10 protein-coding genes are annotated in these 12,474 nt (G+C 29.6%); 8 read left to right on the top strand and 2 right to left on the bottom strand.

Annotation, left to right across the window (positions count from 1 at the left end; all coding sequences use genetic code 11):
• Positions 1-26: 26 nt before the first annotated feature.
• Positions 27-1,172, bottom strand: a complete 1,146-nt coding sequence (locus ACYSNM_RS13360) for an IS256 family transposase (RefSeq protein ID WP_461757374.1) — start codon at positions 1,170-1,172, stop codon at positions 27-29.
• A 66-nt stretch (positions 1,173-1,238) separates the two neighbouring features.
• Positions 1,239-1,661 carry a hypothetical protein gene (locus tag ACYSNM_RS13355; protein ID WP_461757373.1) on the bottom strand — a complete coding sequence of 141 codons (423 nt, stop codon included), beginning with the start codon at positions 1,659-1,661 and terminating at the stop codon, positions 1,239-1,241.
• 1,016 nt (positions 1,662-2,677) lie between these two features.
• On the opposite strand from ACYSNM_RS13355, the gene ACYSNM_RS13350 reads away from it, so the two are divergent.
• The 8 genes from ACYSNM_RS13350 (at position 2,678) to ACYSNM_RS13315 (ending at position 12,288) form a co-directional block, all read left to right on the top strand.
• Positions 2,678-2,980 (top strand): transposase, encoded by a 303-nt coding sequence (locus tag ACYSNM_RS13350; protein WP_461757376.1) that lies wholly within the window; start codon positions 2,678-2,680, stop codon positions 2,978-2,980.
• Entirely contained in the window at positions 2,977-3,648 is a 672-nt protein-coding gene (locus tag ACYSNM_RS13345) for an IS3 family transposase (RefSeq protein WP_461757372.1), read from the top strand. Before ACYSNM_RS13350 ends, ACYSNM_RS13345 begins: the two co-directional genes overlap by 4 nt.
• 45 nt (positions 3,649-3,693) lie before the next feature.
• Positions 3,694-3,852 (top strand): IS3 family transposase, encoded by a 159-nt coding sequence (locus ACYSNM_RS13340; RefSeq protein WP_461757375.1) that lies wholly within the window; start codon positions 3,694-3,696, stop codon positions 3,850-3,852.
• Between the two features lie 546 nt (positions 3,853-4,398).
• Positions 4,399-7,539, top strand: a complete 3,141-nt coding sequence (locus tag ACYSNM_RS13335; RefSeq protein WP_461757371.1) for a type ISP restriction/modification enzyme — start codon at positions 4,399-4,401, stop codon at positions 7,537-7,539.
• A 2-nt stretch (positions 7,540-7,541) separates the two neighbouring features.
• Positions 7,542-8,840, top strand: coding sequence for an ABC-three component system protein (locus ACYSNM_RS13330; RefSeq protein WP_461757370.1), 1,299 nt, complete (start codon positions 7,542-7,544; stop codon positions 8,838-8,840).
• Positions 8,824-9,594 carry an ABC-three component system middle component 1 gene (locus ACYSNM_RS13325; RefSeq protein WP_461757369.1) on the top strand — a complete coding sequence of 257 codons (771 nt, stop codon included), beginning with the start codon at positions 8,824-8,826 and terminating at the stop codon, positions 9,592-9,594. Before ACYSNM_RS13330 ends, ACYSNM_RS13325 begins: the two co-directional genes overlap by 17 nt.
• Positions 9,569-11,881 carry an AAA family ATPase gene (locus tag ACYSNM_RS13320; protein ID WP_461757368.1) on the top strand — a complete coding sequence of 771 codons (2,313 nt, stop codon included), beginning with the start codon at positions 9,569-9,571 and terminating at the stop codon, positions 11,879-11,881. The genes ACYSNM_RS13325 and ACYSNM_RS13320 overlap by 26 nt, the downstream gene beginning before the upstream one ends.
• A 56-nt stretch (positions 11,882-11,937) precedes the next feature.
• On the top strand, positions 11,938-12,288 hold the full coding sequence (locus ACYSNM_RS13315; RefSeq protein ID WP_461757367.1) for a hypothetical protein: 351 nt from the start codon (positions 11,938-11,940) through the stop codon (positions 12,286-12,288).
• Positions 12,289-12,474: the final 186 nt, after the last annotated feature.

Raw genomic sequence — 12,474 nt, 5'->3', positions numbered from 1 at the left:
AAAAATAAGCTTGGGTTAGGTTTTGTTTAAAGTCTAACCCTATCTTTATATAGGATCATAAATTGGTCTAATATTATTCCCCAGTTTCTTACTGGCATAGTCCATTTTCTAGTAGCTTCTCTTACAGCCAAATATACGGATTTTAGGACAGCTTCATCTGTAGGAAAGGATAATTTATTTTTGGTGTATTTCCTTATTTTGCCATTGAGATTTTCGATTAGATTAGTCGTATAGATGATTTTTCTGATCTCTACAGGAAATTCAAAGAATACCGTTAGTTCATCCCAGTTATTTCTCCAGCTTTGAATAGCATAAGAATACTTGTCCTCCCACAGAGTTGCAAAGTCATTTAAAGCAGCCTCTGCAGCAGCTTTGTTAGGTGCATTATAAATATGCTTCATATCTGCTGTGAACTGCTTCTTGTCTTTGTATACCACGTATTTACAGGCATTGCGAATTTGATGTACAACGCATATTTGTGTTTTAGATTCAGGAAATACGGTACGAATTGTATCGGTAAAACCGTTTAAATTATCAGTAGCTGTTATTAATATATCTTCTGTTCCTCGTAGTTTTATATCCGTTAAAACAGTCATCCAAAACGATGAAGATTCATTTTTTCCAAGCCATAGACCAAGTACTTCTTTACGTCCATCTGTGCGTAAACCAATAGCTATATAAACTGTTTTATTAAGGACTTTAGTTCCTTCTCGTACTTTAAATACGATACCATCCATCCAAACTATGAGATAAACAGGTTCTAAGGGGCGATTTTGCCAAGTTACTATATCCGCTAATACGGCATCAGTTATTCTAGAAATAGTAGCTTGAGACACCTCAAAACCGTAGATATCTAAGAGTTGTTGCTCAATATCTGCCACACTCATCCCTTTGGCGTATAAGGAAACGATAACGTTTTCTAATCCGTCAATCATGTTTTTCCTTTTAGGAACAATCATTGGGTTAAAAGTAGCATCTCTATCTCGAGGTACTTTAATTACATCTTCTCCTAAATCACTTTTTATGGTCTTTGTAGTATAACCATTACGTGCGTTTTGATCCTTTCTAAGATCATGTTTATCATAGTCTAGGTGGGCATTTAACTCACCTTCTAACATACATTCAATTGCACGTTTTTGTAAATCCTTAAACAAGGAAGCTCGCGTCTTCATTAGTCTTTAAGGCGTTGAAAACTTCATCGGAGATAATCTTCTTTGTATCCATAACTGTCTAAATATTTATAGTGCTTGTCTTGTCCTTAATTTCTTCTTTTTTGAAACTAGGTCTTTTTGTATGTAGATAAAGTTAAAGATATTAAAAAGGAAAATTTTTATATCAGGTTGTTTATCAGCTTTTTTACAATGATTTTTATAGTACTTCACAGCGTTATTTGTTGCTATTTGATATTTTGGTGTATATTTTAAGTAAGTTGTCTTTAGAGAATTCAACTCTAAGTTTTCTTCTTGATCATGTAAATGAAATTTTTTTAGAAGAAAAATCCAGTTTTTTTCTTTTCTTTCTTTTTTCAACGCTTTTCTCCTAAGAACTTTTTCCTTTTGTTTTTTTCGTTTTAAATCTTTTTTTATATCTTTTAAATAGCAATTAGGTCCCCATGTTTTTCCTCCTGTTTTTAATGCCATGACACTACTGCGATTGCTCATAATTTATATTTTAAAGTAATAATTTAGATAATAACTATATTGTTTGAAATATTGATACACTTGTTGAAATTGTGTGAGATTGTCTAATCACAATATATAATTACAATTTGGTTGTAAATTGTTTATGTACAAGATAATATAATTCTATGGTGTAAAAAAATATGGTGTTTGAACATATTAGAATTTGCGAAGTTATGTATTACAATGCGATGAAAATAATTGTGGCGCTAAGCGAAAAGTCCACCATGGTGGAATATCAAATATTTTGACAGAGTAAAAATTTCACCTCCATTATTCTTACTATTAAAAGGTATAATATTATTATATTTAAATATATTCATAAATAGACTTTGTTTGTAATTTGGTTTAACTGTAAAATATTGAATTTATACTAATTAGTTTTCTTATTTGAGATATTGATAATCTTGCCTTAGAAGTAGGATAGGTCTTCCTTTTAGAATAACTGCTAAATTTTGGATGCAAGGCAACATTCTTAGTAAATAGACTTGAGGTAGGAGTAAATCTAGAAGTAGTATTGGAAAAGGGATTTCTTGTGAATGCCTTTATCAAGGTTAGATTTTTGTTGTAAATATTATTTTAGCTCAATTACAAAGTGACTTACTAAATGATGAACCATTTGCTCTACGATAATTATATATTCTATTTGAGGTATTGTAATTACCTTTATCCAGGCCGAGCTTTGGATTATGACAAGTCTTTGAATGCTAAGGCTCCTTACTTTAAAATACAAATAAAGAAGTCAAATTAGGTCAGCTTATAAGGAGGTGTGTTATTACCATTCTATAAGCTGGAAACTACATTAGTCTAAGTCCCACAAGATGAATTATGGAAAATTAATCAAAAAATCTATATAGGTTAAAAAGGGAAATTAGTTATGAGTGAGATAGAAAGAATTTTAACAGAGATAGAGAACACAGAAGATTGTGTTGTTTCTAAGGTAGTGGACTTCATAACTTAGCCCGCACATTAAGTTAAGCATAAAAACTTATCTTTGAATTAAGAAGAGAATTAGAAAGACGTATGATGCTGCTTTTAAGCAGCAAGCAGTTAAACTTGCTAAGGATAGAAAAAACAAATCGGATCTAGCTAGAGAGTTAGGAATTACATCTACACTATTATATAAGTGGTGTAAAGAGTCTGCAGAATTTGGAGACGCAAGTTTTCCAGGTAATGGAAATCCAAAACTTACTCCAGAACAGGAGAGAATTAGAGAACTTGAGAAACAGTTAGCAGCATCTAGACTAGAGCATGAAATATTAAAAAAAGCAATTGCCATTTTCTCAAAGACCGATCAATGATTTATAAGTTCATCTTCGATCATGAAGATGAGTTCCCAGTTGAGACAATGTGCAAAGTTTTAGAGGTTAGTAGAAGTAGTTATTACCATTGGAAACGGTCTCCAATTAGTAAAAAACAACAAACCAAAACAGTTCTGAAACAGCTTATTAAGGAGACTTATTTTAATTGTGAACAACGCTACGGAAGTCCTCGGATAACTGTAGATCTCAATAAAAACAGCCATAAAATATCGGAACCGACAGTAGCTAAGTGTATGAGGGAGTTAGGTTTAAAAAGAAAAGTATCTATGAAGTTTAGAATAACTACAGATTCTGATCATAGATTTTTGATAGTAGAGAACATCCTAAACAGAAGATTTAATCAGACTGAACCTGGAAAAACATGGGTATCGGATATAACTTACATAGCTGTAAAAGGAGGTTTTGTTTACCTAACTACCGTGATAGATTTATACGATAGAAAAGTAATTGGGCGGAGCTTGAGTAAAGATATGTCAACAGAAAAAACAACCCTAGCAGCCTTTAAAATGGCTAAGAAAAACAGATTTTTTAAAAAGGGATTAATCTTTCATTCTGATCAAGGAGTACAATACGCAAATTATAAATTTGCTAACTATTTAGAGTCATTTGGAGTGGTTAGAAGTATGAGTAGAAAAGCCAATTGCTAGGATAATAGTGTAGCGGAAAGCTTCTTTAAATCCTTTAAAACAGAGCTGATTTATGGTAATTTACTTTTTACTAGTTCACGAGTGGAAATAAAGATTTTCCAATATATTGAAACCTGGTACAATAGAAAACGGAGACATTCTTATTTAAATTACCTTACAATAGAAGAATTTAATCAAAAAACACAATTTAAAAATGCTGCTTAACTAATTGTGCGGTTTTAATTAGGATATCCAGTTTTTTTTTAAACTGTTTCGGAAGTTAAAGGAATCTTGATTAAATAAAAGGCGATTTAATATTGTAAATATACTAGTGTAGTTCATAGGCCTTATAAAAAAAGGCGCAAGACCCATAACTATTGTTAACTGAGGTTTGCGACAACCCAACAATCCAATAGACTTCGCCTACTCCAATATAAGGCACAGACGTAAGCCTATCGTTTATAGGTTGTTTAATGAAGGTCGCAATTTCAGTTAACCCAAACGATAGCTTACGCGTGTTCGTAATGTTTTCAAGTACAAATGTAGTCATTTTGGGAATAAGTATACAAAAAAAAGGATGAGCTATTTTTAGCTTAGAGTTTATTACGGTAGCTTAATTTAAACTTATCTTTTATTGATTTTAAGGTTGAACTCCACATTAGCTAATAAAAACAGCTAATTTGATAGAGTTTGTTTGGAGTAGCTTTAATTCTTTTTAACTTGTTTTAAAATATGCCTATTTTTGGTTACTAATGATTTTATACTTTTAAAATGAACACTTTACAATATATTACCAATTTAAATAATCGTTTTAAGCTTGGAAATTCGACAGAACATACTTTTAGAGGTGATTTACAATATTTAATTGAGAGTTTACTGCCTAGTATTCAAGCTACCAATGAACCTAAAAGGCAAGCTTGTGGTGCTCCTGATTATGTGCTAACTAAGATAGGTAGTAGTATTCCTATTGGATATATCGAGGCAAAGGATATAGGAGTTGATTTAAAGTCAAAACAACTTCAAGGGCAGTTTGGTAGATATAAAGAGGGTTTAACCAATCTAATAATTACAGATTACTTAAAGTTTGATTTTTATAGAGATGGAGAGTTAACAACATCTATTACTATTGGGGAGATTGTTAATGGAACTATTAAACCGATCCATGACAACATCCCTATATTTGATAATCTTATAAGGAATTTTAGTACAGTCGTATCCCAAACTATCCGTTCGGCAGAGAGACTTGCAGAGTTATTAGCAGGAAAAGCTCGTCTGATGGCTGATATTATCGAAAAGGCTTTAAATGCAGATGATGAATTACAGCTATTATCTCCTTTAAAACAGCAGATGTTATCGTTTAAAAATATGCTTATTCATGATATTGACAATAAAGCATTTTCAGATATTTATTCACAAACCATTGCCTACGGTATGTTTGCTGCTCGCTATAATGATACTACATTAGGTACATTTTCTCGAATGGAGGCTGCCAATCTGATTCCAAAATCAAACCCTTTTCTAAGAAAGCTATTTCAAGATATTGCTGGATTTGATCTAGATAGTCGTATTGATTGGGTTGTAGATGAGTTAGTGAATGTGTTTTTAGCGACAGATGTTCATCAAATTATGAAAGGATTTGGTAAGAGTACAAATATGGAGGATCCTATAATTCATTTTTATGAAACATTTCTTTCTAAGTATGATGCTAAGTTGCGTAAAGCAAGAGGTGTTTGGTACACGCCACAACCTGTAGTGAATTTCATTGTGCGTGCTGTAGATGATATTTTAAAAGATGAATTTGACTTACCTCTAGGTTTAACTGACACTTCCAAAATAAAAATAGATGTTGATACACAAGTTTTTGATAAAAAGAAACAAAAATATAAGCAAGGCCAACTAGAGGTTCATCGTGTGCAGATACTTGATCCAGCTACCGGTACAGGAACTTTTTTAGCTGAAACTGTCAAGCAGATTTTCTCAACTTTTAAAGGAATGGAGGGGGTGTGGACGAAGTATGTGGAGAAAGATTTAATTCCTCGTTTAAATGGTTTTGAGTTATTAATGGCTTCTTATGCTATGGCACATTTAAAAATGGATATGTTGTTACAGGAAACAGGGTATAAAAGCAATAGTGGGGAGAGGTTTCGTATTTTCTTAACTAATTCATTAGAGAAAGAGCATAAGGATACAGGGACTCTTTTTAGCTCTTGGCTTTCTGAAGAAAGTAATCAAGCAAATTTTATTAAAAAAAACACTCCTGTAATGGTAGTAATGGGGAATCCGCCTTATGCCGTGAGTTCTACTAATAAGAGTACCTGGATTCAAGATTTGTTAAAGGATTATAAAAAAAATCTTAATGAACGAAAACTTAATTTAGATGATGATTATATTAAATTTATTAGATATGGTCAATATTTCGTAGACAAAAGGGGTAGTGGAGTACTTGCTTATATCACAAACAATAGTTTCATTGATGGTATTACGCATAGACAAATGCGTAAATCTTTATTGGAATCATTTGATAAGATTTATATTATGGATTTACATGGTAATACCATGAAAAAAGAAGTAGCGGAAGATGGTTCTGTAGATCAAAATGTCTTTGATATCCAGCAAGGTGTTTCAATTAATATATTGATAAAGAACGGAAATAAAGACGAGGGGGAGTTAGCTAAAGTTTTTCATCTAGATGTATATGGTAAACGAGATTTTAAATATAATTTATTAAATGAGGCAACTATTAGGTCTTTAAAGTGGAATGAATTAACTCTAGATAAAACTAATTTCTTTTTTACTAAAAAAGATTTTTCACTTAGTAATGAGTATAATTTAGGAATAAAATTAGATTTGTTATTTCAAGTATACAACTCTGGTATTCAAACTAAATGTGATGTAATTTCAGTTAATAGTAATAAATCCGAGCTAGTAAAAACAAAAGAGTTGTTTACAAATAGTTCTATTGATGAACTTAAACAAATTTTCAATAAAACTGAAAGTACAGGATGGAACTTTGTAAATGCAAAAAATGATATTGTTAATAATAAAAGTGAAATAATTAGGTATAATTACAGACCATTAGATTTCAAATATATTATTTATACTGAATCTTCGTCGGGATTTTTAGGAAGACCTAGGTTAACAGTAATGAAACATTTGTTAAAGGAAAACTTAGGATTGTGTTTAATGCGACAGTTTTTTCAAGCAGCTCCTTATAGTCATGTATATGTTACAAACTCATTAATAGATGAGAGAACTATGTATAGTAATAGAGGGGGGACATACTTATTTCCATTATATCTCTATAATGACACAAATCAGATCACTTTCGAAGAAACATCAATACGAAGTCCAAACTTGAATACTGAAATAGTTACTGAAATAGAGATTAAGTTAGGTCTGCACTTTACAAACGAAAAAGAAAATACAGCCGGTACTTTTGCTCCTGTGGATGTACTAGATTATGTCTATGCTGTATTGAATTCACCTAAATATAGAGATACGTATAAGGAATTCTTAAAAATTGACTTTCCTCGTGTGCCCTACCCATATGATTCGGTATCTTTTTGGAAATTAGTAGATTTAGGTAAACAAATTCGTGTATTACATTTACTAGAATCAGACAAAATAAATAATTTTATATCTTCTTACCCTGAAAGTGGAGATAATATTGTGGTTAAACCAGTTTTTAAAGGAGGAAAGGTTTTTATTAACGATACCCAATACTTTACAAATGTCCCTGAAGTAGCTTGGAGCTTTTATTTAGGAGGATATCAACCAGCACAGAAATGGTTGAAAGATCGTAAGGGTATTGAATTGTCCTTTGATGATATTAGACACTATAATCAAATGATTGTTGTTTTAGTGGAAACCGACAGATTGATGAAAGAAATAGATAATGTTATTACAATATAATTATGATTCAATTAATAGATCCAAATGATATACATTCTGCAGCTGCTACTTGGAGTGGTTTCGTGTATCAAGGTAAAGTTGCTCTTTATCATGTACTTAATTTAATATATGAAAGAAATGATGTTGATGGTTTTCATTTACAACTAGAATCTATTGAGGATTTTGCAATAGTCGAATATGACAATTTTGGTAATATAGTCCCTATTTCACTTCATCAAGTAAAAGCTATGAAAAGTAATTTGTATAGTGATTATAGAGATGATTTTATAAAGATAGAGAAAAGAAAAAGGGCTTTCTCTTGTACGGATAATGCTTATTTTCATTTAGCTACTCAAAATGAAAGATCAAAAATTGACATTGAAACTGTTCATCCTGATTTAAAAATTTATCAGTATAATAATCAGGATTTTTGCAGAGTTGAAGAATTGCAGGCATTAATAATCGACAAAATAAAACATTGCCTAGATAAATATAACAAAATTGAATTTATTCAAAACGAAAGTTATGTAATGATTTTATCTGGAATTTTAGAAGATATTATTACAAGTCAAATATTAGCAGTTCATGCATCTAACCATAAAAGGAATGGCCTAACTATTAGGGAAGGAGCATATTATTTTACAGTGCCATTAGAAAATTTCGTTAGTAATATATTATTAGATTATAATGATGCGTTATTTGGTGAAAAATTTTATTATAAAAGAGTTTTACTAGATTTAAATAACTATTATCAACAGTTTTGTATTGCCTTTGACGACCTAATAGATGTTGATGGGCAAAGTAAACTCGCGAATTATCTTTTATACTTAAATAACCTAAGTGATAATGAATTTAAAGAATTCCTACAGAAAATATCTCCCCAAAAAGAAATTAAATATACGAACCTAGAAGAATATAAGAATAATACTCTTGATAATGAGAATTTCAAAGCAGCTTTTTTGTATACACTTTTAGAAATACGCGACAGTGATGGAATAGGTGGATCTAAATTAGGTTGGAAAGATATTGAAGGTAAGTTTTATTTTCCATCGACAATTAACTCATCTAATAGTAGACCTAATAGGCGATTATTATGTCAAGGTATTATGGATACTGTACAAAATACATTAATTGATATTCCCTTTAACAGTGATTTTATTATTACAGACAATTGTGACATTGAATCTATTGAACACGAAGCTGGAAAAATATTTGTTATTGGGGAAGATATTGATCACAATAAGAAAATTACAAATTGGAAAAAAGTTTCGTTAATAGACAGAGAACAAGCAAAACAGAAATTAAATGATAACATTAATTAAAGACTTATTTGTACAATTAGGACTTGTTGAAGTTGTAGCTTTTGAAAGTGAGTATATTAAATACAAAAGTAACGATGACAAGACTGTCGAGAAAGATCTTGAACTATGTACTGCCTTTTCTTTTAAAGAAAATGATAAAAAATCTTATTGGTTAATTTTAGAAACTTATAAACTTGAAGACATTATTGCTAATCAAGCTATCTATTTTGAAGAAGCAAAAAAAATATTAAATAATGATTGGTTTGATAAAAATGCGAATCTTTTAATTATCTATAAAGTAAAAAGTTTTGAAGGAGTCCAAAAAAAGGTCATGGAGATAGAAGAAAACCCTTACTTATTTAAGAAGCAGGTAATATTGTATAAGGAGAGTGAATATGAGCATTTGAATAATGCTTTAAAAACAGAAGGTACAAACATTGCTAATTTTATTGAAAGTAAGATTTTAGACGAGTCAATCTTTAAAATTCACAAAGAAAGTCTTAATAACAATTCCTATGAATCACTGCTCTATCGTTTAGCATTTAAAATACCGGTTATAAAATTAATAATTGTTCAAGAAGATAATTTAGAAGCACTGAATGAAACGAATAAAGAAAAAGTATTTGCTAGTTCATTAGGTGATATTAATGATGTTATCGAGCATAATATTTTTAATCTAGGAATTGACGATATTAAACAAAAGGATTCGGATTCTATCTATGAATTGTTATTAAATACACTAAGTACAGATGAAAATAAGAAAGATACAAATTAAGAATTTTAAAGTTTTTCAACATCTAAATATAGATTTTGATGATTCCAATCTAATTGTATTTGATGGGCCAAATGGATTCGGAAAAACTTCAATATATGATGCTATTGAATTATTGTTCACTGGTGCCATAAGAAGATATGTTACTTTGGAACCTCTTGTTGTAGATAGGAGAGAAAACTATATGGAGCATCCATTTTTATGTGATTATGCAGATGGTAATTTATCAATAACAATTGAATTTTCTAAAAATGGAAAGGATTACATTTTATGTAGAGAAGCAAAGAGAGAAAATTTAACCAATAAAATTAGTTTTGAGATTTATAAATTATATACAAAGGAATATTTTGATGGAGAACAAAAGGTATTAATTGTAGATGAAGAAAATTATTTAAATCAATTATTGGGCACAAATTATAAACGAAATTTTCATTTTTTAAATTATATAGAGCAAGAAGATAGCCTTTTTTTACTCAAGGAGAAGGATAAAAATAGGAAAGATAATATATCTCATTTGTTTAATGTAGTTGAATTTGATAAAAAACTCGAGAAATTAGAAGTATTAATAAAAAAAGTCAAAGAGTTATCTAACGCTACGCAACGTGCTGAAATTGCTTCACTGAAAGAGTCTATTGATAATTCAGAAGCTTTCTTGAAAAAGGAATTTAAGAATACTGAATATTCGAGATTATTTCCTGAAAAATTATATACTTGGGATACTGAAGATTTTGATTTTCAACAATATGAATTTGAAAACCTTTTTGGTGAGGATGGTATTATAACTAAACTTAAAAAATTAGTTGAAAAAAAGATAGATTTTAAAAATTATATAAAGAATTTAAGAATAACAAAGTTAATCAGTAATCAAAAAAGTATTAATAATTTCTTAGTATATTTTCATTTTCTAGATAGAAAAAAAGAGCTCTTGGTAAATAAGAAAGAAATTGAAGACTATGAAAATATGGTTAAGACTTTAACTAATCTTTCTATAGATAATATTAAAAATGAGTTGTTTATAATAGAATTGGATGGTTTTAATTTTATTGAAGATAGTTTGAAAGTGAAGTTTAAGATAGACTTTAATAGTATTCAAAGTGATCTAAAAGAATTAAATGACTTACAAGGTATCTATTTAAAGATTAGGGAATCTAGAGAGAAATTAATTGAAAGTATTAGTAAACTTAAAGATGATCAAAATTCAGAGGATAGTGGGACTTGTTTTCTTTGTGGTTTTGATTGGATTAATATTGATACTTTATTAATCAATATCAATAAACAAACACTTTCTTTAGAAGAATTAACTTCTTCAAAAAATCAAGTACTAAGTGAGAAATTTAAAGAGTTTACACAATGGATTTTACAGACTCTAGTACCAATATTTAGTCAAAAATTAAAACAAAATAAATTTGATATAAAATTTATAGAAAGATTAGATTTACTTGACGAAGTAAGTATTAATAAAATAAAAAGTGAATTTGAAAAGATTAGCTTTAATTATTCTCAATATTTAAATAGAGATATTAATAGTAGTGTAGTAATTGATTTTGATAATGTTATAAGGCCTCAATTAGAAGCTATTAAATCTGACATTAATCCTCATGCAATTGAGCCTTATTTCAAGGATATAGTTGCTAATTATTTTGATAATAGCTTCGAATTATTAGATGCATTATCAATGGAAAGTATTCTTAAGAAAGAGGATTTTTTAAAATACAAGTATTCTATTTTACAAAATGAGATTATTAAAGGTAAGAAAATGGAACTCAGTAAGAAAGAGATTAAACTGAGTAAAGCTAGAGAGTTTGAAGTTACGTTACTGAAATTAAAAGACATTTACGCTGAATCATTAAGCACCTATCAAAAGAAAGTAATTAAAGATATAGAAATTATATTTCATATCTATTCAGGTAGAATTATGCAGGATTTTCAAGGAGGTTTAGGACTTTTTATTTTTTCTGATAAAGAGGGTATAAGATTTCAAACCAGTCCAATAAAAACTTTTGACGCAATTTTTTCAATGAGTTCTGGTCAGCTTTCCGCTTTAATTATCTCGTTCACTTTGGCATTACATAAAAAATATAGTCAAAATAAAATTATTTTAATTGATGATCCAGTTCAAACCATGGATGAAATAAATATCGTAGGGTTCATCGAGTTGTTACGAAATGAATTTTATTCAAATCAAATAATTGTTTCAACTCACGAAGATATGGCATCAGCTTTTATGAGATATAAATTTAAAAGTTATGGATTAAGTCAAAAAAGGATTAATTTGAAATTGATGAGTTAGTGTATTTAGTTTATGTCTCGTCCTGAAATAGCTTTAAACTTCTAAAAGTTACAGTTATGGAAAAATTGACAGAACAAAAAACAGATCAATCAAAAACCTACTGGAATTCGTATCCATTATCAGTAAAGCAAAAGGTTGTTTCAGAGATAAAGCCCGGTGCTTTTAGCAATAGGTCAGCAGCAAAAAGGTATTTAATAAGTCGTAATACAATTAACTCTTGGGTAATTGAAGATTCTTTACTAACTTTTAAACTCAGTAATTTAAGTGAAGAGGTTATGGCAAAACCAGTTGGGCAAGGAACCGTTGTAAAAAAGCTTAATAAGCAAGTTGTAGAACTTCAAAAAGCACTCAAAAAAGCAAATTTGAAGATTGTGGATATTCCACTCCAAACTGCACCACTATTCTAGACTGACCCCAAAAAGTATCTAATTTTTTGGGGCACTGTATCTTTAAGTGTGTAAGTTCAAAAAATAAGCTTGGGTTAGGTTTTGTTTAAAGTCTAACCCTATCTTTATATAGGATCATAAATTGGTCTAATATTATTCCCCAGTTTCTTACTGGCATAGTCCATTTTCTAGTAGCTTCTCTTACAG

It is taken from the genome of Myroides sp. LJL116 (assembly GCF_054871685.1).
The sequence above is the reverse complement of the archived record's forward strand: the minus strand, read 5'-3'. Positions and strand labels throughout refer to the sequence as shown.